The organism is Micrococcus sp. 2A (assembly GCF_039519235.1).
GTDB lineage: Bacteria > Actinomycetota > Actinomycetes > Actinomycetales > Micrococcaceae > Micrococcus.
Map to the genome: position 1 here is coordinate 819,468 of NZ_CP154351.1, position 21,992 is coordinate 841,459.

Consider the following 21,992-nt stretch of genomic DNA (forward strand, 5'->3'; position numbering starts at 1 on the left):
GACCCATGGAGACGACGCCCGCCCGCAGCACCCGCGCCCCCCGCAACCAGGGGTTCGGCCGGATCATCGTGATGGTCTACGCCGTGTTCGCGCTCTCGGCCTTCGCGCGCAGCCTCTTCCAGCTGCTGACCCAGTTCAGCGTGGCGCCGCTGGCGTACCTGCTCTCGGCGTTCGCGGCCCTCGTGTACATCGTGGCCACCCTCTCGCTCGCCCGCACGGGTGCGCGGACGTGGCGCGTCGCGGTGGCGGCCGTGGGCGTGGAGCTCGTGGGCGTCGTGGGCGTGGGCCTGCTGACCCTCCTGGACCCCCAGCTGTTCGCGGACGAGACCGTGTGGTCGCGCTTCGGCGCGGGCTACGGCTACATCCCGCTCGTGCTGCCGATCGTGGGCCTGGCCTGGCTGCTCGCGCACCGCCCCTCCCACGCCGACGAAGCCGGGGTGCGCTGAATGCTGATCTGGAACAGCCTCGCGGAGGTCCCCGCGGACCTGCGGCGGACCGTGGTCACGCTCGGCAACTTCGACGGCGTGCACCGCGGCCACCGGCAGGTGCTGCGCCGCGTCGTCGAGCTGGCCCGCGAGCAGGACGCCCTCGCCGTGGCCGTGACGTTCACGCCGCACCCGCGCGCCGTGCACCGCCCCGAGGTCCCGCACGAGGACATCGTGAGCACCGAGCAGCGGCTGCTCCTCCTCGAGGAGGCCGGGATCGACGCCGTCCTGCTGCAGCGCTACAGCCTTGAGTTCGCCCGGCAGGGCCCCGAGGAATTCGTGCGGGGCATGTTCGTGGACGGGCTCCGCGCGTGCGCCGTCGTCGTGGGCCACGACGTGCGCTTCGGCCAGGACAACGCCGGCGACTTCGCCGCGATGGTGGCCCTGGGGGAGCGGCACGGCTTCGAGGTGGAGGCGGTGGACGAGTTCCCGGCCCTCGAGGGCGCGACGCCCGAGCGCCGCTGCTCCTCCACGTGGATCCGCGAGGCCCTCGCCGCGGGCGACGTCGCCCAGGCGGCCGCCGTCCTGGGCCGGAACCACGTGCTCGCCGGCGAGGTCGTCCACGGCTTCGCCCGCGGCCGCGAGCTCGGCTTCCCCACGGCCAACCTCGCGGCGGACGTGGCCGGCATGGTCCCGGCCGACGGCGTGTACGCGGGCTGGCTGCACGACGCCGACGGCGCGGCCCACCCCGCCGCGATCTCGATCGGCTCCAACCCCACCTTCGAGGGCGTCTCGCGCGTGGTCGAGGCCCACGTGATCGACCGCCCCGAGGAGCGCGTCGAGGACTTCGACCTCTACGGTCAGCACGTCGACGTCGAGTTCGTCGAGCGGCTGCGCGGCATGGTCGCCTACGAGGGCGTCGAGAAGCTTGTTGCCCAGATGCGCGACGACGTCGACCGGGCGCGCGCCATCCTCGGCGCGGCGCCGCGCCCGTCCTGAACGCCGCCGTGAGCGTCCCCGAGCAGCCCGATCCGAGCCTGCCCGGCCGGCCCGTCCCGAGCCTGCCCGGCCGCCCCGCGCGGCCGCGCACGGACGCACCCAACCCCTTCGGCCTCGGCGGCGCGGCGGCGGGGGAGCACTACGACGCCGTCCGGCCCTCCTATCCGGAGGCGTGCGTGGACTGGGTGCTCACGGATCCGGCCGCGTCGGAGCCGAGCGCCGCGGGGCGCGGTCTCGACGTCGTGGAGCTCGGCGCCGGAACGGGCCTGTTCACGCGGCAGCTGGCGGCGCGACCGACCTCACGGGTCCGCGGCGTCGTGGCCACGGAGCCGTCGGAGGCCATGCGGGCCGTGCTCGAGCGCGACGTCGCCGCACTCGACCCCGCCCTGCCCGACCGCGTCCGCGCCCTGCCCGGCACGGCCGAGGCGACCGGCCTGCCGGAGGCGAGCGCCGACGTCGTGGTGGCGGCCCAGGCATGGCACTGGACGGACGTGCCCGTTGCGAGCGCCGAGGCCGCGCGGGTGCTGCGCCCGGGCGGGCGGCTCGCGGCGGTGTGGAACCAGCTGGACACCTCCGTGCCGTGGGTGCACCGGCTCACCCGGATCATGCGCGCCGGCGACGTCCACGCCGCCAAGCCGGAGCAGCGCCGGTTCGCGGCCCCGTTCGGAGCGGAGGAGCACGCGCGGTGGACGTGGACCGTGGAGCAGCCCGTGCCGCAGCTGCACGGGCTCATGGCATCGCGTGCGTCCTGGCTGCGCGCCTCCGAGGCCACCCGGGCCAGGATGGCGGCGAACCTGGACTGGTACCTCCTCGAGCACCTCGGCCACGCGCCGGCCGCCGTGATCGCGCTGCCCTACGTCACGGTGGCGTGGCGGGCCACGGCCCCTCGGCGCCGCTGATCAGGGGCGCGCGCCGACGCTGACCGGCACGGCGCGGGCGACGCCCGCCCGCTTCGCCTGCCACAGCAGCAGGGCGGTCGCGAGCGAGATCACGACGACGGACACCAGGGTCGCCAGGGGTGAGCCCGTGGCCTCCGCGTCCACGTAGCTCTCGTCCACGGTCCCCGCGAGGGTGCCGGCGGCGAGGATGACGACGTTGTTCACCACGTGCAGGGCCACGGCCGCCTCGAGCCCGCCCGTGCGCCAGGTCAGGACCACCGCGGCGACCGCGAACACGGCCAGGTCCAGCAGGATCCACGGGTCGAGGGAGCCGTGGGCCAGGGCGAACGTCCCGGCCGAGACGAGCGCGGTGAGCACCACGGCCGGCACGGGGCGGCGGAACCACGAGCCGATGGCCAGGAGCAGCCAGCCGCGGAACAGGTATTCCTCGCCGGCGGCCTGGAGGGGGGTCAGCACGAACGTCATGGCCAGGAGCCAGGCCCAGTCCGCGGAGCGCGGGGCGGTGGGGGTGCCGTCGAGGGCCCAGGTGCCGAGCACGTAGACGAGGAAGAGCGGCAGCAGCACGAGGTGCGCGCGCAGCAGCCAGTGCCAGCGCACGCGGCCCTCGACCGAGTGGACGAACCGGGCGGCCACGGGGTGGCAGACGGCCACGGCGAGCAGGGCGACGCCGATCAGCGCGATGAGCGGCAGGTTGTTCAGGAGCGTCAGCGGCGCGGAGTTCGAGAAGGCGGCCTCCTCCACCGCGGCGACGTCCTCCGGGTCGGAGGAGAGGAGCGCGTCCCATCCGACCTCGGAGAGGATCGCGGCCGACATGGCCGGCAGCAGCGCCGCGATCAGGGCCAGCAGCGATCCGAGCACGAGGAGCAGCGAGAGCAGCGGCTGCCACCACCGGCTGCGCGGGGTCCGCAGCAGCTGGGGGTACTCGTGGCCGATGAGGGGCAGGTCGAGCGGGCGGAGGGGAGGGCCGAGCGGGCCGAGCGGCGGGGGAGCGGAGGTCACGGCACCACCGTAGGGGCGGCGCGCCGTCGGGCGCCTCCGCCGTCGGGATGATCCTGCGGTAGACTCGACCATCGGCCTCCCTGCAGTCCGCGGTGGAGAGGCCCCGCGCCGTGCCCTCGGGCTCGCGCGGCTCCCCGTTCGCGGTACCGAAGAGAAGGAGGCCTGACATGGCCCTGGATCCCGCTGTCAAGCAGCAGATCATCAAGGAGTACGCCACTCACGAGGGCGACACCGGCTCCCCGGAGGTCCAGATCGCGGTGCTCTCGCGCCGCATCAAGGACCTGACCGAGCACCTCAAGGAGCACAAGCACGACCACCACACCCGCCGTGGCCTCATGGGCCTCGTGGGCCGTCGTCGTCGCATGCTCGGCTACCTGCAGAAGGTCGACATCGAGCGCTACCGCGCACTGATCGAGCGCCTCGGCCTCCGCAAGTGACCCGCCGCTGAGGGCGGCATCGGCCCGTGGGACCTCCCGCGGACACCGGTGCCGCCCTTAGTGTAGGAACCGTGCGCCGCCAACCGGGCGGTCCGCACCAGCAAGAGAACCACCCAGACGGACCCGCACCCATCCTTCGCGGTCCTCGACAGTGGCTCCCGGACGCCCGCCTCGCAGCGGGCAGGCCGAGGGCCTCGATCGAAGACCAGGACGATGGCACCGACGCGGGCTCGTCGTCCTGAAAGGAGGGACCCCATGGAAGGTCCTGAGATCACGTTCGCCGAAGCCGTCATCGACAACGGTGCCTATGGCACCCGCACCGTCCGGTTCGAGACCGGCCGCCTCGCCCAGCAGGCCGCCGGCGCCGCGATGGTGTACATCGACGAGGAGACGTCGATGCTGTCCGCCACCACGGTGGGCAAGTCCCCGCGCGAGGGCTTCGACTTCTTCCCCCTCACGGTGGACGTCGAGGAGCGCATGTACGCCGCCGGCCGCATCCCCGGCTCGTTCTTCCGCCGCGAGGGCCGTCCGTCCACGGACGCCATCCTCACCTGCCGCCTGATCGACCGCCCGCTGCGCCCCGCGTTCGTCAAGGGCATCCGCAACGAGGTGCAGGTCGTCGTGACCGTCACCTCCATCGCGCCCGACGAGATCTACGACACCGTGGCCATCAACGCCGCCTCGCTGTCCACGCAGCTCTCCGGCCTGCCGTTCTCCGGCCCCATCGGCGGCGTCCGCGTCGCGCTGATGGACGACGGCTCCGGCAAGCGCCAGTGGGTCGCCTTCCCGAAGCACTCGCAGCTCAAGGACGCCGTGTTCAACATGGCCGTCGCCGGCCGCGTCTCGGGCGACGACGTCGCGATCATGATGGTCGAGGCCGAGGCCACCCCCGACTCCTGGACCCTCATCAAGGACTCCGGCGCCTCCGCGCCCACCGAGGAGGTCGTGGCCGAGGGCCTCGAGGCCGCCAAGCCGTTCATCCGCGCGCTGTGCGAGGCCCAGGCCGACCTGGCCGCCCGCGCCGGCAAGGCGCCCGTCGAGGTGCCGGTCTTCAAGGACTACGAGGACGACGCGTACGCCGCCGTCGAGAAGCTCGCCTCGAAGCGCCTCACCGAGATCTTCTCGATCGGGGACAAGCAGGAGCGCGAGTCCGCCTCGGACGACTACCAGCGCGAGGTCATCGAGAAGCTGGCCGGCGAGGGCGAGAAGTTCGCCGACCGCCGCGGCGAGATCGCCAAGGCCTACGGCTCCGTGACCAAGCAGGTCGTGCGCCAGCGCATCCTCAAGGAGCAGGTCCGCATCGACGGCCGCGGCCTCACGGACATCCGCAAGCTCACCGCCGAGGTCGAGGTCCTGCCCCGCGTGCACGGCTCCGCGATCTTCGAGCGCGGCGAGACCCAGATCATGGGCGTCACCACGCTCAACATGCTCAAGATGGAGCAGCAGATCGACTCGCTGGCGCCGGAGACGTCCAAGCGCTACATGCACCACTACAACTTCCCGCCGTACTCCACCGGCGAGACCGGCCGCGTGGGCTCGCCCAAGCGCCGCGAGATCGGCCACGGCGCGCTCGCCGAGCGTGCGCTCGTGCCGGTGCTGCCGGAGCGCGAGGAGTTCCCCTACGCGATCCGCCAGGTCTCCGAGGCCCTCGGCTCCAACGGCTCCACGTCGATGGGCTCCGTGTGCGCCTCCACCCTGTCCCTGCTGAACGCGGGCGTGCCGCTGCGCGCTCCCGTGGCCGGCATCGCGATGGGCCTGGTCTCCGCCGAGGTGAACGGCCAGACCCAGTACGCGGCCCTGACCGACATCCTGGGCGCCGAGGACGCGTTCGGCGACATGGACTTCAAGGTGGCAGGCACCTCGGAGTTCGTCACCGCGATCCAGCTGGACACCAAGCTCGACGGCATCCCGGCCTCCGTGCTGGCCGCCGCGCTGACCCAGGCCCGCGAGGCCCGTCTGCACATCCTCTCCGTGCTCAACGCGGCGATCGACACCCCGGACGAGCTGGCGCCCACCGCGCCGCGCATCATCGCCGTGAAGATCCCCGTGGACAAGATCGGTGCGGTCATCGGCCCCAAGGGCGCCATGATCAACCAGATCCAGGACGACACGGGCGCGGACATCTCGATCGAGGACGACGGCACCGTGCTCATCGGCGCGACCGACGGCCCCTCGGCCGAGGCCGCCCGCTCGGCCGTGAACGCGATCGCCAACCCGCAGGTCCCCGAGATCGGCGAGCGCTACCTCGGCACCGTGGTGAAGCTGACCACCTTCGGCGCCTTCGTCTCGCTCACCCCGGGCAAGGACGGCCTGCTGCACATCTCCGAGCTCCGGAAGATGAACGGCGGCAACCGCGTGGACGACGTCGAGGACGTCCTCGGCGTGGGCCAGAAGGTCCAGGTCGAGATCACCAAGATCGACGACCGCGGCAAGCTCTCTCTCTCCCCGGTCGTGGCCGACGACGCCGCGGACTCGGAGACCGAGGACGCCATCGAGTCCTCGCAGACCGAGGCCTGATCCCGGTGATCCGGGGCTGAGGCCCATCGCCTCCGCCTGACGCACGACGACGCCGCGCCCTCCGCTGGAGGGTGCGGCGTCGTCGTCGTACGGGGGGGGCAAGGCCGGGGCAGGGCCGGGTCAGCGCCGGGACAATGCCGCGACGGCGATGCTGACCAGCAGCGCGGGCACCCATGCGCCCAGCCTCATCATCACGAAGAACACGATCTCCCACCCGAGGTCCCAGCCTCCGGCGTGCGTCCCGGAGTCGAGGATCATCGCGCCGGCGGCGAATCCCGCGACATAGGCCGCGAGGCCGCCGAGGACGAGCCGGGCCGGGCCGGTGCGGCACGTGAGGAGCAGGAGCCCCGTGACGGCCGCCCATGCGAGCGGACCGAGCACCACGATCGGATCCAGGCCGGGGAGGAGAGCGCTCCAGGTGAACCCGCTGCCGTCGAGGAGAGTGGGCACCAGGGCCTGCGTGACGTAGATCAGCAGGGCGCCGACCGCGACGAGCAGCACGGTGCGGGCGGGGCCGGGGGAGCGGCTGGACCGGCTCGATCGGGAGGGGACGGACGCGCTCATGACGTCAGACTAGGCCGCGTGAGGCGGCATGCGCAGGGGGGCGGGCACCGTCCCGACCGCTCCTCCACAATTCTGGGCGGCTCGCTCAACCCGTCCGGGACCCTTCGTGGCGTGGGGGTCATGGATGAGCGGACGGTGACGCGCGGGGCGCGGGCGCGGAGCGGGGCGGAGGCCCCCGCCCTGGGCGAGCCCTGTGAAGATCCGGCGCGCGTCCCTCATCTGGATCAGCCGCTGTGCCCGGATCGGCCATCCTCCCCGGGCCTCACTCGCACAGCGGATCTGGGCCGCCGGCCCCTGGGCGCCAACCACGTCGTCGACGTCGTCCGGGAGCTGGCCGCCGCCGACCTTCCTGAGGACGAGTCCGCCTGCCTCGAGGCCGTTCGCGCGCTCGAGGAGCTCAAGGCCTCCGCCTCCGCTGCCCAGGCGACGCTCACGGCCCGTCTCCACGCGCTGCGCTCCGCAGCCGAGGGGGAGCGGGGCATCGCCCGGCGGGACCGCTGCCGTGGGCTGGGCTCGGCGGTCGCGCTCGCCCGGCGGGAGTCTCCCCACCGCGGCGGTCGGCACGTGGGCATGGACCGTGCTCTCGTCCACGAGATGCCGCACACGCTGACGGCCCTCACCCGCGGCCTGATCTCGGAGGAGCACGCGACGGTCAAGGCGCGGGAGAGCATCTGGCTCGAGCCCGAGCAGCGCCGCCGGGTGGACGAGCTCATGGCGGACAGGCTCGGTGAGACGGGGATCCGTCGCCTCGGAGGCGAGGCCCGTGCTCACGCACTGCGGCTGGATCAGGCCGGCGCGGTGGAGCGTCGGGAGCGGTCCCCTGCGCAGCGGCGGGTGAGCGTGCGCCCGGCGCCGGCTGCCGCGGGCGCGGGCATGGCCCACCTGAGTGCGCTGCTGCCCCTCGAGCAGGCCGTCGCGGCGTTCGCCGGCCTCACCCGGGACGCGGCCACCATCGTGGGCACGGGCGACCATCCCCACGCGCACTCCACCGGTCGCTCCTCGGCCACGCCTGCGGTGCCAGTGCCAGTGCCGGTGCCGGTGACCCGGCGTGGCTCCCCGGTCACGGCCCCGTCCCGGGCGGCGTCGCCCGGGCTATGCTCGGCCTCGCCTCGCCTCGCGCGGGGCGGGGGAGGACGGCGCGACGTCGGAGGACGCTTGTCTCCTTCTGCGCCGCCTCTCCACGGCACCGGAGTCCGGTCAGCTGCTCGCCATGGAGTCGCGGGCCCGGATCTTCCCTCCCGTGCTGCGCCGCAGGGTCACCCTGCGCGACGACCGGTGCCGCACCCCGTTCTGCGACGCCCCGCCCCCGCCGATCGGACAGAATGGCCAGCATGAGCATTCAGCGTGAGATCCCCCTGGACTTTAACGGCGTCCTCGCGGACGAGGGCAACGGGTCCGTCGTCCGGCGGTCCGTCCTCCCCGGCGGCGTGCGCGTCCTCACCGAGTCCATGCCGGACCAGCGCTCCGTCACCATCGGCTACTGGGTCGCGGTCGGCTCGCGGGACGAGTCCACCGACGGCTACGGCTCCACCCACTTCCTGGAGCACCTGCTCTTCAAGGGCACCGCCACCCGTTCGGCGATGGACATCGCCGCGGCCTTCGACCGCGTGGGCGGCGAGTCCAACGCGGGCACCGCGAAGGAGTCGACGGTCTACCACGCGCGCGTGCTCGACGAGGACCTCCCCATGGCCGTCGAGGTCCTCACGGACATGCTCACCTCGTCCGTCCTCGACCCGGACGAGCTCGAGACCGAGCGCGGCGTCATCCTGGAGGAGCTCGCGATGGACGCCGACGACCCCGTCGACGTCGCCCACGAGAAGCTCGCCGAGGTCATGCTGGACGGGCATCCGCTCGGCCGCCCCATCGGCGGCACCCCGGAGACCATCCTCGCCGTCAGCCGCGAGCGTGTCCTCGCCCACTACCGGCACTGGTACCGGCCGGACGAGCTGGTGGTCACCGCCGCGGGCCACCTGGACCACGACGTCGTCTGCGGCCTCGTCCTCGACGCCCTGCGCCGCTCCGGCTGGGACCTGGCTCCGGGTGCGTCCCCGGCGCCGCGGCGCGGCGTCGACACCGCGGGCGCCGCGGCCTCCCGCGTGCTGACCGGCACGCACACCGTGGAGAAGGCCGTGGAGCAGGCCAATGTGATCGTCGGCGGCCGCTCCCTCTCCACCACGGACCCGGACCGCTTCGCCCTCGGAGTCATGCAGTCCGTGCTCGGCGGCGGCATGTCCTCGCGGCTGTTCCAGGAGATCCGTGAGCGGCGCGGCCTCGCCTACTCCACGTACTCCTTCTCGGCGGGCTACTCCGACGCCGGCTACTACGGCCTCTATGCGGGCTGCCAGCCGGACCGGGTGGACGAGGTCTCCGCCCTCATGGAGGCCGAGCTCGACCGCATGGCCTCCGAGGACATCACGGCCGAGGAGCTCGACCGCGCCCACGGTCAGCTCTGCGGCGGCACCGTGCTGGGCATGGAGTCCACCGGCGCCCGCATGTCGCGCCTCGGCCGCGCCGAGCTGGTCACGGGCGAGTTCGTCGACCTCGCCGCCTCGCTCGAGCGAGTGCGCGCCGTCGACGTCGGCCAGGTCCGCGCCGTCGCCGCGCGTCTGGCGGCGGGGGAGCGGGGACGCGTCGTCGTCGCTCCGGCCTGAGGCGAGACCACTAGGCTGGATCCCATGTCTGACACCCCTCACGCTGCCCCCGAGGCCGCCCCGCGCGTCGCCGTCCTGGGCGCGAACGGCAAGATGGGCCGCCGGGCCGTTGAGGCCGTCCGTGCCGCCGAGGGCCTCGAGCTCGCCGCCGAGCTCGGCTCGCGGGACCCGCTGACGGCCGTCGTCGACGCCGGCGCCACCCACGTCCTGGACCTCACCGTCCCGGACGCCTCGCCGGACAACGTCGCCTTCGCGGTGGAGAACGGGCTCCACGCCGTCGTCGGGACCTCGGGGTGGGGCCCCGAGCGCCGCGTGGCTCTCGAGGCCCGGCTGGCCGAGCACCCCGGGGTCGGCGTGCTGATCGCCCCCAACTTCTCCGTGGGGTCGGTGCTCGCCTCCGCGTTCGCCGCCAAGGCGGCGCGGTGGTTCGAGTCGGTCGAGCTCATCGAGCTGCACCACCCCGCCAAGCTGGACGCCCCCTCCGGCACGGCGGTGCGCACCGCCGAGCTGATCGGCGACGCACGGGCCGCGGCGGGCGTCGGCCCCTCACCCGACGCGACGGAGCGTGACCCCGACGGAGCACGGGGCGCCGTCGTGAACGGGGTGCACGTGCACGCCGTGCGCCTGCGCGGCCTCGAGGCCCATCAGGAGGTCCTCCTGGGCGGGCCGGGGGAGCAGCTCGTGGTGCGCCACGATGCCTTCGACCGCGGCGCCTACATGCCGGGCGTCGTGCTGGGCCTCCGGACCGTGGCCTCCCGCCCCGGTCTCACCTACGGACTGGACGGATACCTCGACCTTGGCTGAGACCACCCGCTCGACCCTCGCGTCCAAGGTGTGGGTGGGCTTCACGAGCGCGCTCCTGCTCTTCTTCTCCGCGATCGCGGTGTACTTCGCCGTCGCCTTCATGTCTGCGCCCCAGTTCGTGGCGAAGGCCATCGGCGTCGCCGTGATCGTCGTGGTCGTCCTGGGCCTGCTCCTGCTGGCACGCGAGCTGCGCTTCGGTCTCCAGACGGAGCGGCTCGCCGGCATCCTGGCGGCCGACGGCGAGCTGCCCGCCGACGACCTGCCGCGCTCGCCCGGAGGCCGGATCGACCGCGCCGCGGCCGACGCCCAGTTCGAGACCTGCCGGGCCGAGGTCGAGGCTGCGCCGCGGGACTGGCGTGCCCGCTACCGGCTGTCCCTCGCCTACGACGCCGCGGGGGACCGCCGCCGGGCCCGTGCCGCGGCGCGCGACGCCGTCCGCCTGCACGCCGAGGGCTGAGCCCCCGCCGCCGCGGGCCTCACTCGCCCGCGCGGGAGAGCTCCGCGACGCCCGCCTCGAGCGGGCCCCGCCGACCCGTGCGCAGCGCCGCGAAGCCCGCGCCCAGGCACAGGGCCCAGAACGCGGCGACGACGGCCCCGCCCTCGGACGGCAGCCCCGCCGTGCCCAGCGCGGCGATGAGCACGAGGTGCCCCACGTAGAGGCTGAGCGTCACCCGCCCGGCCCCGGCGAGCGGGGCGAGCGCGGGGCGGAGGCCGCTCGCCCGCGCGGCCAGCAGGCACAGCCCCAGGACCGCCGCCGCCCAGCCCGCCGCGCGCACCGCCTCGAGCACGGATCCCGCGTGCGGGGCCACCACCGCGAGCCACAGCGGATCGGGCACGAGCCATGCGAGGCGGTGGTCCCCCGTGGCCAGGGCCGTCGGCAGCTCGGCGAGGGACACGCCCGTGCCGGCGGCGATCCGCTGGAGCTGTGCGGGGTCGTGGTGCTGCCACGAACCGGCCGCGCTCGCGGCCGCCCCGGCCACGGCGCCACCGGCGAGCAGGGCCGCGGCCACGCGCGGACGCTCCAGCTCCAGGCGCCCCAGCCACAGGCCGAGCAGCAGGAAGCCGATCCACGAGAGGACGGGGTAGTAGCCGGTCAGCAGCAGGTCGGTGAGCAGCAGCCCCGGGGTGAGGAGATGCTCCGGGGCGGGGGTGACCCACAGGCGGGCGTCCATGAGGAACTCCTCGTGCCCCAGCAGGGCCTGCCCCGCCGCGCTGAGCGCGAAGACCAGCACGGGGCCGCCGAGCAGCCCGACCCCCGCCGGCAGTGCGAGCGCGCGGGCCCGCAGCCCCAGGAACGGCAGGGCGAGGAGGAAGAGGAGTCCGTCGTGGCACAGGATCACGGCCACGGGCGTCCCCAGCCACGCGCACGCCAGCCCGAGCGCGAAGAGCAGGCCGGCGCGGCGGGCGATCCTGCGGCGCAGCAGGGGCAGACGGGCCGGGTCCGCTCCGGCCGCCCCGCCCGTCATGAGGGCGAGGCCCACCCCGGCGAGTGTGACGAAGAGGACCGAGGCCAGCCCCCCGAAGAGGAGGTGGGCCAGGCTCGGCTCCCCGTCGGCGTCGAGGGGGGCGGTGACGTGCACGGCGACCATCCCCAGCAGGGCGACGCCACGGGCGGCGTCCACTCCGGCCAGCCGTGCGGGCGGGGCGGGGTGCGTCATCAAGGCTCCTCGGAGGGCGGGGTGGGCGCCCGGGTCCCGGACGCAGGCATTCTCGCAGGTAGGCTGGAGAGCATGAACGCCGCCCGTCACACCACCGCCCCCACCGAGAAGCTCTTCGGCACGGTGGTCCCGGCCATGGTGACGCCCATGACCAAGGACGGTGCCGTGGACCTCGCGGCCGCGCAGTCGCTCGCCGCCCACCTCGTCGACCAGGGCGCCGACGGCCTCGTGGTCACCGGCACGACGGGGGAGACCTCCACGCTCACCGACGCGGAGAACCTGGACATGTTCCGGGCCGTGGTCGAGGCCGTGGGGGACCGCGCCGCGGTCATCGCCGGCACCGGCACCAACGACACCGCGCACAGCCTGCACCTGTCCCGCCTCGCCGCGAAGACCGGCGTGGACGGCCTGCTGCTGGTCACCCCGTACTACAACAAGCCCAACCAGGCGGGCATCCGCGCACACTTCGAGACCATCGCGGACGGCGTCGACCTGCCGATCATGCTCTACGACATCCCGGGCCGCTCCGTGATGCCGATCCAGCCCGAGACGCTCATCGCGCTCGCGGCGCACCCGAACATCCGGGCGCTCAAGGACGCCAAGGGCGACCTGCAGTCCACCACCACGGTCCTCGCGCACTCGGACCTGGACCTCTACTCCGGCGACGACGGCGCGACCCTGCCGCTCATGGCGCTCGGCGCCGTCGGCGTCGTCTCCGTGGCCGCGCACGTGGCCCCCGCCCTGTACCGCGCCCTCGTGGACGCGGTGGCGGCCGGAGACCTGACCGCCGCCCGCGAGCACCACTTCGCCCTGGACCCCGTCCAGCGCGGCATCATGACTCACGTCCAGGGGGCCGTGGCCGCGAAGGCCGTGCTCGCCGCCCAGGGCCACATTCCCTCCGCAGCCGTGCGGCTGCCCCTCGTCCCGGCGACCGCCGACGAGCTCTCCCTCATCCGCGCCGACCTCGCCGAGGCCGGCATCACCTTCTGACAAGGACTCCCTCACATGACTCCAGGCAACCGCCTGTCCACCCCGCCCAAGCTCGCCCGTGACACCTGCCGCATCGTGCAGCTCGGCGGCCTCGAGGAGGTCGGCCGCAACATGGTCACCTTCGAGATCGACGGCAAGATCCTGATCGTCGACTGCGGCGTGCTCTTCCCCGAGGAGACCCAGCCGGGCGTGGACCTGATCCTCCCCGACTTCGACTACATCCGGAACCGCCTCGACGACGTCGTCGGCATCGTGCTGACCCACGGTCATGAGGACCACATCGGCGCCGTGCCCTACCTCCTGCGCCTGCGCAAGGACATCCCGCTGATCGGCTCCAGGCTGACGCTGGCCCTCATCGAGGCCAAGCTCGAGGAGCACCGCATCAAGCCGGTCCTCGTCCCGGTGACGGAGGGGGACATCGAGGAGTACGGCCCCTTCGAGTGCGAGTTCGTGGCCGTGAACCACTCCATCCCGGACGCCCTCGCCGTCGCCATCCACACGGACGCAGGCAGCATCCTGCACACCGGCGACTTCAAGATGGACCAGCTGCCGCTCGACGGCCGCATCACGGACCTGCGCTCCTTCGCCCGTCTCGGCGAGGAGGGCGTGGATCTGTTCATGACCGACTCCACGAACGCCGAGGTCCCCGGGTTCACCACCACGGAGAAGGAGATCGGCCCCACGCTGGAGCGCTACTTCGCCACGGCCGAGCGCCGCATCGTCGTCGCCTCGTTCTCCTCGCACGTACACCGCGTCCAGCAGGTGCTCGACGCCGCCGCGAAGCACAAGCGCAAGGTCGCCTTCGGCGGTCGCTCGATGATCCGGAACATGACGATCGCGCAGAAGCTGGGCTACCTCAACGTGCCCAACGGGATCCTCGTGGACATCCGCAAGATCGACAAGTACCGGGACGACGAGGTCGTCCTCATGGTCACCGGCTCCCAGGGCGAGCCCATGGCCGCCCTGTCCCGCATGGCCAACGGCGACCACCAGGTGCAGCTGCAGGAGGGGGACCTCGTGGTCCTCGCCTCCTCGCTCATCCCGGGCAACGAGAACTCCGTGTTCCGCGTGATCAACGGGCTCATGAAGCTCGGCGCGCAGGTGGTCCACAAGGGCATGGCCAAGGTCCACGTCTCCGGCCACGCCTCCGAGGGCGAGCTGCTCTACTGCTACAACATCGTGGAGCCCGAGTACGTCATGCCCGTGCACGGCGAGACGCGCCACCTCATCGCCAACGGCCGCATCGCCGAGAAGACGGGCGTGCCGAAGGAGAACGTCATCCTGGCCGCCAACGGCACCGTGGTGGACATGAGCGACGGCCGCGTGCAGATCGTCGGCGAGGTCGACTGCGGCTACGTCTACGTGGACGGATCCTCCGTGGGCGAGATCTCCGACCTCGACCTCAAGGACCGCCGTGTGCTGGGCGAGGAGGGCTTCATCTCCATCGTCACCGTCGTCAACCGCCAGAGCGGCGCTATCGTGTCCGGCCCGGACGTGCACGCCCGCGGCGTGGCCGAGGACGAGAAGGTCTTCGAGGAGATCAAGCCGAAGATCGCCCGCGCCATCGAGGAGGCCGTGCAGGGCCAGAAGGAGCACACCACGCAGCAGCTGCAGCAGGTCGTGCGCCGCACCATGGGCACGTGGGTCAACCGCCGCCTGCGCCGCCGCCCCATGATCGTGCCGGTGATCCTCGAGGCCTGACACGCCTGCGGGCGCTGTCGCGTCCGCCCCGGGCGGTACCGTGGAGGGCATGGCGACCCGCACTTCCCCCCCGCGGTCGTCGTCCTCCTCGTCGAAGACCCGCGCCGGCTCCGCCGCCGCCCGGGCCTCCGCCGGGAAGGGCGCGACCGCCGCTGCCCCCGATCAGCCCCCCGCCCCTGTCCGCGCCCTGCGCGCGGCGTGGATGGGAGTGGCGGCCCCCGTGGGCGCGCTCTTCCGCAAGCTCGGCCGTGACGTGCGCATCCCGCGCGACGAACGCCGGGACGGCACGGGCCTGCTCCTGCTGATCGTCGCCGCGGTCATCGCCTCGGTGGAGTGGTGGGGCCTGCGGGAGACGCCGGGCTTCGGCGAGGTGGTCCACCGCGTGGTGGGCGGCACCGTGGGATGGTTCGCCTTCCTGCTGCCGCTCGCCCTGCTCGTGGTGGCGGTGCGGTGCTTCCGCACGCCCCAGGAGCTGCGCGCCAACGGCCGCATCATCATCGGCCTGCTCATGGCCACGGTGGCGGGCAGCGGCCTCGCCCACCTGGCCGGCGGGCTGCCCTCGGCCGCAGAGTCCTTCGAGGACGTGCTGCACGCCGGCGGCATGGTCGGCTACCTCGCGACCGTCCCGCTCGCCTCGCTCCTGACGGCCGTCCCCGTGTGGGTGCTCATGGCCGCCCTCGCCTTCTTCTCCCTGCTCGTCCTCACCGCCACCCCGCTGGGCTCGATCCCGCAACGGATCACGGGCGCGTACGACTGGCTCACCGGCCAGGACCCCGAGGGCGCCTCGGCCCGCCGCGCCGAGCGCCGGGACGCACGCCGCGAGCGGCGCGCCGCCGGGGAGGAGTCCGCGGAGCCCGCGCGCACCCACCCCGACCACGACCAGTCCTACCTCGACGCCGTGGGCAGCCACGCCGCGGAGGACTCCGCGCGTCCCCGCCCGGGCCTGTTCGCCCGCCTCTTCGGGCGGCGTGACCGCGGCCGGGACGCCGCATCCGAACGCAGCCACGAGAGCGCCGCCTACGACTCTCCCGTGATCCTGGACTCCGCGGCCGGGGCCGGCTCCCACGCCGCCGGGACCGCGGAGGCCGCGGAGGCCACGGAGGAGGACGCCACGCTCGTGCTCGAGCCGCGCGCCGCCGCGCCCGCCCCCCGCCGTCCCGCGCGGGGCCAGCAGGGCGTGTTCGACGCGGAGGAGCACCTGGCCGCTCCCGCGGCCCGCGGCGACTCCACCGCCGAGTCGTTCGACCCCTGGGTGGACGAGGACGCGGCCCCGGTGCTTCCCCCGGGGGTCAAGCGCCCCACCGCCGCCGACCGGGCCCTCGAGCGGGTCCGCGAGCACGCCCGCGCCCGTCACGCCGCCACGCCGGACGACGAGGCGGAGGAGCCGACGCAGCCTGTGGAAGGGGCGGCCGAGCCCGAGGAGGAGTCGGCGTCGGCCGTGCCTGCCCCGGTGCCGGCGGTGAGCACGCCGGCCCCCGTGCCGCCCATGACCGCCGCTCCGGCCCGGGGCCGGCAGGCCGAGCTCGGCGGGGACGCCGCGTACACGCTGCCCCAGTCGGACCTGCTGCCCGCTGGCCCGCAGCCGAAGGAGCGCTCCGAGGCCAACGACCGCGTCGTCGCCGCGCTGACCACCACGTTCACCGAGTTCAAGGTGGACGCGCAGGTCACCGGCTTCTCCCGCGGCCCCACCGTCACGCGCTACGAGGTCGAGGTCGCCCCCGGCACCAAGGTGGAGAAGGTCACGGCGCTCGAGAAGAACATCGCCTACGCGGTGGCCTCCTCCGACGTGCGCATCCTCAGCCCCATCCCCGGCAAGCGCGCCATCGGCATCGAGATCCCCAACCCGGACAAGGAGGTGGTGGTGCTCGGCGACGTCCTGCGCTCGCAGGCCGCGCACCGCACCGACCACCCGATGGTCATGGGCGTCGGCAAGGACGTGGAGGGCGGCTACGTGGTGGCCAACCTCGCGAAGATGCCGCACATGCTCGTCGCCGGCGCCACCGGCGCGGGCAAGTCCTCGTTCGTGAACTCGATGATCACCTCGATCCTCATGCGGGCCACCCCGGACGAGGTCCGCATGGTCATGGTCGACCCCAAGCGCGTGGAGCTCACGGCCTACGAGGGCGTCCCGCACCTCGTGACGCCCATCATCACGAACCCCAAGAAGGCCGCCGAGGCCCTCCAGTGGGTGGTGAAGGAGATGGACACCCGCTACGACGACCTCGCGGCGTTCGGCTTCAAGCACGTGGACGACTTCAACAAGGCGGTGCGCGCGGGGCAGGTGAAGCTGCCGCCGGACTCCAAGCGCGTCCTCCGGCCGTACCCGTACCTGCTGGTGATCGTGGACGAGCTCGCGGACCTCATGATGGTCGCCCCGCGGGACGTCGAGGACTCGATCGTGCGCATCACCCAGCTCGCGCGCGCCGCCGGCATCCACCTGGTGCTCGCCACCCAGCGCCCCTCCGTGGACGTCGTCACCGGCCTGATCAAGGCCAACGTGCCCTCCCGCATGGCGTTCGCGACGTCCTCCGTCACGGACTCCCGCGTGGTGCTCGACCAGCCCGGCGCCGAGAAGCTCCTGGGCCAGGGCGACGCGCTCTTCCTGCCCATGGGCAAGTCGAAGCCCATGCGCGTGCAGGGCGCGTGGGTGAACGAGTCCGAGATCCACGCGGTCGTGGAGCACGTGAAGGCCCAGATGCAGGTGCAGTACCGGGACGACGTGGTGCCGGAGAAGACCGAGAAGGTCATCGACGAGGACATCGGCGACGATCTGGACCTGCTCCTGCAGGCGGTCGAGCTCGTGGTGACCACCCAGTTCGGCTCGACCTCCATGCTGCAGCGCAAGCTCCGCGTGGGCTTCGCGAAGGCCGGCCGCCTCATGGACCTCATGGAGTCCCGCGGCGTCGTCGGCCCCTCCGAGGGGTCGAAGGCGCGCGACGTGCTGGTCAAGCCCGACGAGGTGGCCGAGGTGCTCGCCGCGATCTCGGGGGACACCGCGCCGGCGGGGCCTGCTCCGGCGCCTGCGCCGTCGTCGTCCGCGGCACCGCGTGACCTGGTGGCCGAGGACCTCGACTCCCGTCCGCAGGCCCAGGCCTGGGACGATGGGGAGGACGAGGGGGAATCCGAGGACGCATGGGAGCTGACGGGCAGATGAGCACGGAGCGGACGGCCGAGGGCCGGGCGGGGGAGCGGCCGTCGGCCTGGAACCTGCCGAACATCCTCACGAGCGTGCGGATTCTGATGGTCCCCTTCTTCGTGTGGGCGCTGTGGGCGGGCGGGCCGTGGGGCCAGGACTCGCTCACGGCGCGCTGGGTGGCCTTCGGGCTGTTCGCGGCGGCCATGTACACGGACAAGCTCGACGGCGACATCGCCCGCGCGCGCGGGCTGATCACGGACTTCGGGAAGATCGCGGACCCGATCGCGGACAAGCTGCTCACGGGGGCCGCGCTCGTGGTCTTCTCCCTCCTGGGCGAGCTGTGGTGGTGGGTGACGATCGTGATCCTCGTGCGCGAATGGGGCATCACCCTCATGCGCTTCGTGGTGATCCGGTACGGCGTCATGCCGGCCGGCCGCGGTGGCAAGCTGAAGACCGTGCTGCAGGCGGCGGGCATCGGCCTGCTGCTCATGCCGCTGGGCGCCCTGGTGGGCGGCTGGTGGCCGTGGCTGGGCTGGACCGTGATCGGCGCGGCCACCGCGCTGACGGTGGTCACCGGCGTGGAGTACGTCCGCGACGCCGCCGCGCTCCGCCGGGACGCGCTCGCAGGCCGGACCGCCGCATGAGCACGGCCGCGCAGGTGGTCGCCCGCTTCGCCCGGGACGAGCTGACGCTGGCGACCGCCGAGTCGCTCACCGCGGGCCTCGTGGCCGCCACCCTCGCGGACGTGCCGGGCGCCTCTGCCGTCCTGCAGGGCGGTGTGGTGGCGTACCAGAACCGCGTGAAGGCGGAGGTGCTCGGCGTCGAGGCGGCGCTGCTGGCCGAGCGCGGGGCCGTGGATCCCGGGGTGGCCGAGGCCATGGCGCGCGGTGCGCGCCGGGTGCTGGGCGCCGACGTCGGCGTGGCGACCACCGGCGTGGCCGGGCCGGAGCCCCATCAGGGCAAGCCGGTGGGGACCGTGTTCATCGCGCTGGCGTGGACGGACGAGGCGGGCGTGGAGCAGGCCGAGGCGTGGGGGCTGCGCCTGCCGGGCGACCGGGCAGCGATCCGCCGGGGGACCGTGGTCGCGTGCCTCGAGCGGCTCGCCACCGCAGGGGAGCGTCGCGGGGGTTCCTGAGCGCGGTGCGGCCGAGCGGGAATGAACCCGCCCTCCAGCCGGTTGAATGGAACGAGTCAAGAAGACGGCCGTGGGGGATCAGGCCCCCGTCCGGCGTCCTCAGCGAAAGTCCAGGAGCACGCGATAGACATGATGCGACACCCCGTCCATGCCAACGGCATCACCCGCTGGGTCGGCGAGCAGCCTCGCCCCCGCGCGGAGACCCCCGACATCAAGGAGCGCACCATGCCCGTCCTCCGGCACGAGATCGGCGACGTCCTGCGTGACGTGCGCCAGCGGCAGGGCCGCACGCTCCGTGAGGTCTCCCACGACGCCCGCGTCTCCCTCGGCTACCTCTCCGAGGTGGAGCGCGGCCAGAAGGAGGCCTCCTCCGAGTTGCTGGCCTCCATCTGCGGGGCGCTCGACGTCCCCCTGTCCTTCATGCTCCGCGAGGTCTCGGACCGCCTTGCCGAGCAGGAGGGCGTGGTCATCCCGGACACCGTGCCCGAGGGCATGGGCGAGGCCGGCGCCGCGGAGCTGGGCTCCCTGGCCGGCCGCTGATCCCCACCGCTCCGCCTCTGGGCGCCCTGCCATCACGGCGGGGCGCCCGTGTGCATGCGGGGGGAGGCCGGCCCCGGGCGAGGGGCCGCGCCCCGCGAGGAGGAGTCCGTGACGAGCAGAGGAGGGCCACCGTGCGGGTGAGCGAGTTCTGGAGACTGATGGACGACGAGTTCGGTGCCGCGCGCGCCGCGGTCGAGGCGGACAGCCTGCACCTGCCGGGACTGGACGCCACGGCGCGGGAGGCGCTGTCCGCGGGCGTGGATCCGCGGGCCGTGTGGCGGGCCGTCTGCGAGCTGAACGACATCCCCGCCGAACGGCGTCTCGGGCGGGACGTGCCGCCGACGCGCTGACCCTGCGGCGGGTCGGGGCACCGCTTCGAACACGTGTTCGAATCCATGGGGTAGAGTCCTGCACAGCCGCAGGGGCCGCCGGCCCGTGCACAGCAGACTGGGTGCGCGCCTAACGTGTCCGCCCCACCTCGTAGTGTCACTGACATGGCCGAGGCGGGCGTCGCAGAGTCCCGCACGAGCACAGACCACATCAAGGGGTGAAGGATGAGCAACGTGACGGATCGTGAGAAGGCCCTCGAGGCGGCACTGGCCCAGATCGACAAGCAGTTCGGCAAGGGCTCCGTCATGCGCCTGGGCGATCAGACCCAGGCGCCGGTGGAGGTCATCCCGACCGGCTCGGTGGCCATGGACGTGGCCCTGGGCATCGGCGGCCTCCCGCGGGGGCGCGTGGTGGAGATCTATGGCCCGGAGTCCTCGGGCAAGACCACGCTCGCCCTGCACGCGGTGGCCAACGCCCAGCGCAACGGCGGCATCGCGGCGTTCATCGACGCGGAGCACGCGCTGGACCCGGCCTACGCCCGCAAGCTCGGCGTGGACACGGACGCGCTGCTGGTCAGCCAGCCGGACACGGGCGAGCAGGCCCTTGAGATCATGGACATGCTGGTCTCCTCCGGCACCCTGGACATCGTCGTCATCGACTCCGTGGCGGCCCTGACGCCGCGCGCGGAGATCGAGGGCGAGATGGGCGACTCCCACGTGGGTCTCCAGGCCCGGCTGATGTCCCAGGCGCTGCGGAAGATCACCGGCCGCCTGCACCAGACCAAGACCACCGCCATCTTCATCAACCAGCTGCGCGAGAAGATCGGCGTGTTCTTCGGCTCCCCGGAGACCACCACCGGCGGCAAGGCCCTCAAGTTCTACGCCTCCGTGCGCATCGACGTGCGCCGCATCGAGACGCTGAAGGAGGGCGGCAACCCCGTCGGCAACCGCACGCGCGTCAAGATCGTGAAGAACAAGATGGCCCCGCCCTTCAAGCAGGCCGAGTTCGACATCCTCTACGGGGTGGGCATCTCCCGTGAGGGTGGGCTGATCGACATGGGCGTCGAGGAGGGCATCGTCAAGAAGTCCGGCGCCTGGTTCACGTACGACGGGGACCAGCTGGGCCAGGGCAAGGAGAACGCCCGCCGGTTCCTCAAGGACAACCCGGACCTGGCCCTCGAGATCGAGCAGCGCATCCTCACGAAGCTCGGCATCGGCGTGGACCCGGAGGCCGCCGAGGAGGACGGGGCGCCGGTCCTCGCGGCCGTGGCGGGTGACACCAAGGCCTGATGTCGGGGCACGGCGCCGGGTTCGACGACTCCCGGGACTCCGAGGTGGCCCGGCTCTGGTTCGACCTGGCCGGGCTGGATCCCGCCGCGGCCTCGCCGGCGGAACCGGCGCCTCCGGAGGCGGCGGACCTGAGCGCGCTCCTCACGCGGGCGAGCGACCTGCCCAGCCCCGCGCCGACCACGGGCGGGGTCACGCCACTGCCGTGGACCAGCGGCGCGGGGACGGTTCCGGGCCCGACGACGGCGCCGGGCACGAAGAAGCGTCGCGCGCCGAAGGCCGCCGCGCCCTCGTCCCCGCCCGCTCCGGAGCCTGAGCCGTCCGTCGTGGGCCGCAGCGCCGAGGCGTCGGACGAGGCCGCGCGTCCTCGCCGACGTCGTCGGCCGGGGCCGGCGCCCCTGCCCGAGGACCCCCGGGAGCGCGCGGAGGCCGCGCGCGAGGTCGTGCTGCGGCAGCTCGCGATGGGCCCGCGCTCGCGCGGCCAGCTCGAGCGCAAGCTCGCGGAGCGCGAGGCCGAGCCGGAGCTGATCGAGCACGTGCTCGACCGGTTCGAGGAGGTGCGGCTCGTGGACGACGCCGCCTTCGCCGAGGTGTGGGTGCGCAGTCGTCACCGCGGCCGCGGCCTCTCCCGCCGGGCCATCGGCCGGGAGCTGCACGAGAAGGGCGTGGACCGGGACGTCGCCGAGGAGGCCCTCGAGGCCATCGAGCCGGAGGACGAGCGCGCCGCCGCCCTCGAGCTCGCCCGCCGCCGGATGCGCGGGAAGACGGTGCCGCCGGCCGACTCCCCGGAGAACCGCGCCGAGCGGGACAAGGCGGTGCGCCGCCTCGTCGGGATGCTCGGTCGGAAGGGCTACGCCCCCGGACTCGCGTTCGGGGTGGTCACGGAGGTCCTCGGGGAGCACGAGGCGGACGCCTCCTAGA

The 21,992-nt window shown here is 73.5% G+C and carries 20 protein-coding genes; 17 read left to right on the forward strand and 3 right to left on the reverse strand.

The features are described 5' to 3' along the window. Nucleotides 1-5 precede the first annotated feature (5 nt). Genes AAG742_RS03815 through AAG742_RS03825 form a run of 3 tightly spaced genes read left to right on the forward strand, consistent with a single transcriptional unit; the run spans nucleotide 6 to nucleotide 2,323 of the window. Nucleotides 6-446 (forward strand): hypothetical protein, encoded by a 441-nt coding sequence (locus AAG742_RS03815; protein ID WP_343282338.1) that lies wholly within the window; start codon nucleotides 6-8, stop codon nucleotides 444-446. Then, nucleotides 447-1,424: a bifunctional riboflavin kinase/FAD synthetase gene (locus AAG742_RS03820; RefSeq protein ID WP_343282339.1), complete on the forward strand. Its 978-nt coding sequence runs from the start codon at nucleotides 447-449 to the stop codon at nucleotides 1,422-1,424. An 8-nt stretch (nucleotides 1,425-1,432) separates the two neighbouring features. Beyond that, nucleotides 1,433-2,323 carry a class I SAM-dependent methyltransferase gene (locus AAG742_RS03825; protein ID WP_248115259.1) on the forward strand — a complete coding sequence of 297 codons (891 nt, stop codon included), beginning with the start codon at nucleotides 1,433-1,435 and terminating at the stop codon, nucleotides 2,321-2,323. On the opposite strand, the gene AAG742_RS03830 is transcribed toward AAG742_RS03825, so the two are convergent. After that, nucleotides 2,324-3,322: a CPBP family intramembrane glutamic endopeptidase gene (locus AAG742_RS03830; protein WP_248115258.1), complete on the reverse strand. Its 999-nt coding sequence runs from the start codon at nucleotides 3,320-3,322 to the stop codon at nucleotides 2,324-2,326. Between the two features lie 167 nt (nucleotides 3,323-3,489). Here AAG742_RS03830 and rpsO point away from each other — a divergent pair, with 167 nt between their 5' ends. Further along, a complete protein-coding gene (gene rpsO, locus AAG742_RS03835; protein ID WP_002855292.1) occupies nucleotides 3,490-3,759 on the forward strand; it encodes a 30S ribosomal protein S15 in 270 nt (89 codons plus the stop codon). Nucleotides 3,760-4,014: 255 nt separating this feature from the next. Then, nucleotides 4,015-6,276 carry a polyribonucleotide nucleotidyltransferase gene (locus AAG742_RS03840; RefSeq protein WP_298714704.1) on the forward strand — a complete coding sequence of 754 codons (2,262 nt, stop codon included), beginning with the start codon at nucleotides 4,015-4,017 and terminating at the stop codon, nucleotides 6,274-6,276. Between the two features lie 120 nt (nucleotides 6,277-6,396). On the opposite strand, the gene AAG742_RS03845 is transcribed toward AAG742_RS03840, so the two are convergent. Next, nucleotides 6,397-6,840: a hypothetical protein gene (locus AAG742_RS03845; protein WP_248115256.1), complete on the reverse strand. Its 444-nt coding sequence runs from the start codon at nucleotides 6,838-6,840 to the stop codon at nucleotides 6,397-6,399. A gap of 1,331 nt (nucleotides 6,841-8,171) precedes the next feature. On the opposite strand from AAG742_RS03845, the gene AAG742_RS03850 reads away from it, so the two are divergent. The 3 genes from AAG742_RS03850 to AAG742_RS03860 are packed head-to-tail and all read left to right on the forward strand — an operon-like array spanning nucleotide 8,172 to nucleotide 10,752. Next, nucleotides 8,172-9,491, forward strand: a complete 1,320-nt coding sequence (locus tag AAG742_RS03850; protein WP_248115254.1) for a pitrilysin family protein — start codon at nucleotides 8,172-8,174, stop codon at nucleotides 9,489-9,491. Between the two features lie 24 nt (nucleotides 9,492-9,515). Then, nucleotides 9,516-10,295, forward strand: a complete 780-nt coding sequence (gene dapB / locus AAG742_RS03855) for a 4-hydroxy-tetrahydrodipicolinate reductase (RefSeq protein ID WP_298712721.1) — start codon at nucleotides 9,516-9,518, stop codon at nucleotides 10,293-10,295. Continuing rightward, a complete protein-coding gene (locus AAG742_RS03860) occupies nucleotides 10,288-10,752 on the forward strand; it encodes a hypothetical protein (RefSeq protein WP_248115252.1) in 465 nt (154 codons plus the stop codon). Before dapB ends, AAG742_RS03860 begins: the two co-directional genes overlap by 8 nt. A 19-nt stretch (nucleotides 10,753-10,771) precedes the next feature. Here AAG742_RS03860 and AAG742_RS03865 read toward each other — a convergent pair whose 3' ends face one another. Next, the gene (locus AAG742_RS03865) at nucleotides 10,772-11,953 is read right to left on the reverse strand and encodes a heparan-alpha-glucosaminide N-acetyltransferase domain-containing protein (RefSeq protein ID WP_248115251.1); all 1,182 of its coding nucleotides are present in this window, start codon (nucleotides 11,951-11,953) and stop codon (nucleotides 10,772-10,774) included. 72 nt (nucleotides 11,954-12,025) lie between these two features. On the opposite strand from AAG742_RS03865, the gene dapA reads away from it, so the two are divergent. From dapA to AAG742_RS03910, 9 genes are all read left to right on the forward strand, one after another. Further along, nucleotides 12,026-12,943 carry a 4-hydroxy-tetrahydrodipicolinate synthase gene (gene dapA / locus AAG742_RS03870; RefSeq protein WP_248115250.1) on the forward strand — a complete coding sequence of 306 codons (918 nt, stop codon included), beginning with the start codon at nucleotides 12,026-12,028 and terminating at the stop codon, nucleotides 12,941-12,943. 15 nt (nucleotides 12,944-12,958) lie between these two features. Next, nucleotides 12,959-14,644 carry a ribonuclease J gene (locus AAG742_RS03875; RefSeq protein WP_248115249.1) on the forward strand — a complete coding sequence of 562 codons (1,686 nt, stop codon included), beginning with the start codon at nucleotides 12,959-12,961 and terminating at the stop codon, nucleotides 14,642-14,644. A gap of 49 nt (nucleotides 14,645-14,693) precedes the next feature. Next, nucleotides 14,694-17,798, forward strand: a complete 3,105-nt coding sequence (locus AAG742_RS03880; RefSeq protein WP_298712731.1) for a DNA translocase FtsK — start codon at nucleotides 14,694-14,696, stop codon at nucleotides 17,796-17,798. Next, on the forward strand, nucleotides 17,777-18,424 hold the full coding sequence (locus AAG742_RS03885) for a CDP-alcohol phosphatidyltransferase family protein (protein WP_298712734.1): 648 nt from the start codon (nucleotides 17,777-17,779) through the stop codon (nucleotides 18,422-18,424). Before AAG742_RS03880 ends, AAG742_RS03885 begins: the two co-directional genes overlap by 22 nt. After that, nucleotides 18,421-18,915 carry a nicotinamide-nucleotide amidohydrolase family protein gene (locus AAG742_RS03890; RefSeq protein ID WP_298712737.1) on the forward strand — a complete coding sequence of 165 codons (495 nt, stop codon included), beginning with the start codon at nucleotides 18,421-18,423 and terminating at the stop codon, nucleotides 18,913-18,915. Before AAG742_RS03885 ends, AAG742_RS03890 begins: the two co-directional genes overlap by 4 nt. A 129-nt stretch (nucleotides 18,916-19,044) precedes the next feature. Beyond that, the gene (locus tag AAG742_RS03895) at nucleotides 19,045-19,455 is read left to right on the forward strand and encodes a helix-turn-helix transcriptional regulator (RefSeq protein ID WP_282442432.1); all 411 of its coding nucleotides are present in this window, start codon (nucleotides 19,045-19,047) and stop codon (nucleotides 19,453-19,455) included. Nucleotides 19,456-19,586: 131 nt separating this feature from the next. Further along, nucleotides 19,587-19,805 (forward strand): DUF3046 domain-containing protein, encoded by a 219-nt coding sequence (locus tag AAG742_RS03900; protein WP_248115245.1) that lies wholly within the window; start codon nucleotides 19,587-19,589, stop codon nucleotides 19,803-19,805. Between the two features lie 204 nt (nucleotides 19,806-20,009). Then, a complete protein-coding gene (gene recA, locus AAG742_RS03905; protein WP_248115244.1) occupies nucleotides 20,010-21,074 on the forward strand; it encodes a recombinase RecA in 1,065 nt (354 codons plus the stop codon). After that, nucleotides 21,074-21,991: a regulatory protein RecX gene (locus AAG742_RS03910; RefSeq protein ID WP_298712740.1), complete on the forward strand. Its 918-nt coding sequence runs from the start codon at nucleotides 21,074-21,076 to the stop codon at nucleotides 21,989-21,991. Before recA ends, AAG742_RS03910 begins: the two co-directional genes overlap by 1 nt. The last annotated feature ends 1 nt before the right edge of the window (nucleotide 21,992 follow it).

Coding starts and splice junctions, on each gene's coding strand:
- AAG742_RS03815 (WP_343282338.1), top strand. CDS start 6: ATGGAGACGACGCCCGCCCGCAGCACCCGCGCCCCCCGCAACCAGGGG.
- AAG742_RS03820 (WP_343282339.1), top strand. CDS start 447: ATGCTGATCTGGAACAGCCTCGCGGAGGTCCCCGCGGACCTGCGGCGG.
- rpsO (WP_002855292.1), top strand. CDS start 3,490: ATGGCCCTGGATCCCGCTGTCAAGCAGCAGATCATCAAGGAGTACGCC.
- AAG742_RS03840 (WP_298714704.1), top strand. CDS start 4,015: ATGGAAGGTCCTGAGATCACGTTCGCCGAAGCCGTCATCGACAACGGT.
- AAG742_RS03845 (WP_248115256.1), bottom strand. CDS start 6,840: ATGAGCGCGTCCGTCCCCTCCCGATCGAGCCGGTCCAGCCGCTCCCCC.
- AAG742_RS03850 (WP_248115254.1), top strand. CDS start 8,172: ATGAGCATTCAGCGTGAGATCCCCCTGGACTTTAACGGCGTCCTCGCG.
- dapB (WP_298712721.1), top strand. CDS start 9,516: ATGTCTGACACCCCTCACGCTGCCCCCGAGGCCGCCCCGCGCGTCGCC.
- AAG742_RS03865 (WP_248115251.1), bottom strand. CDS start 11,953: ATGACGCACCCCGCCCCGCCCGCACGGCTGGCCGGAGTGGACGCCGCC.
- dapA (WP_248115250.1), top strand. CDS start 12,026: ATGAACGCCGCCCGTCACACCACCGCCCCCACCGAGAAGCTCTTCGGC.
- AAG742_RS03875 (WP_248115249.1), top strand. CDS start 12,959: ATGACTCCAGGCAACCGCCTGTCCACCCCGCCCAAGCTCGCCCGTGAC.
- AAG742_RS03880 (WP_298712731.1), top strand. CDS start 14,694: ATGGCGACCCGCACTTCCCCCCCGCGGTCGTCGTCCTCCTCGTCGAAG.
- AAG742_RS03885 (WP_298712734.1), top strand. CDS start 17,777: ATGGGAGCTGACGGGCAGATGAGCACGGAGCGGACGGCCGAGGGCCGG.
- AAG742_RS03890 (WP_298712737.1), top strand. CDS start 18,421: ATGAGCACGGCCGCGCAGGTGGTCGCCCGCTTCGCCCGGGACGAGCTG.
- AAG742_RS03895 (WP_282442432.1), top strand. CDS start 19,045: ATGATGCGACACCCCGTCCATGCCAACGGCATCACCCGCTGGGTCGGC.
- recA (WP_248115244.1), top strand. CDS start 20,010: ATGAGCAACGTGACGGATCGTGAGAAGGCCCTCGAGGCGGCACTGGCC.
- AAG742_RS03910 (WP_298712740.1), top strand. CDS start 21,074: ATGTCGGGGCACGGCGCCGGGTTCGACGACTCCCGGGACTCCGAGGTG.